Source organism: Klenkia sp. AC732 (assembly GCF_979256525.1).
In genome coordinates this window covers 1-268 of record NZ_CEEDOS010000119.1, presented here as the reverse complement: position 1 = coordinate 268, position 268 = coordinate 1, and the positions used below count along the sequence as shown (strand labels likewise).

Here is a 268-nt window from a genome sequence, read left to right as displayed (position 1 = left end):
GAACGCGTCCGATGAGAAAAGGCTCAGTCCGGACTCGCATCGCGCCTCTTCCTCCCCTAACGTCTGTGACATGACACGACAGTCGACGATCAGCAAGGCATAGCCTTCTTTGTCTAGCTGAGGCTCACCCTCGGGCCGAACGGGCCCCTGCCGCAGCACGGCCACGCCGTCAATTCCGTCACTGGACCTTAGTGCGTCAAGTTGCTCTTGTTGCGTACCAGCAACCAAGGTGGTTACAAAGGTTCTTTCGTCATTGGTCACCTTGGAC

At 57.5% G+C, this 268-nt stretch carries 1 protein-coding gene; it reads right to left on the bottom strand.

Annotated elements, in window-relative coordinates; translation table 11 throughout:
* The coding region (locus AC0IVP_RS21925) for a hypothetical protein (protein WP_471759280.1) at positions 1-268 on the bottom strand (268 nt) is incomplete at both ends.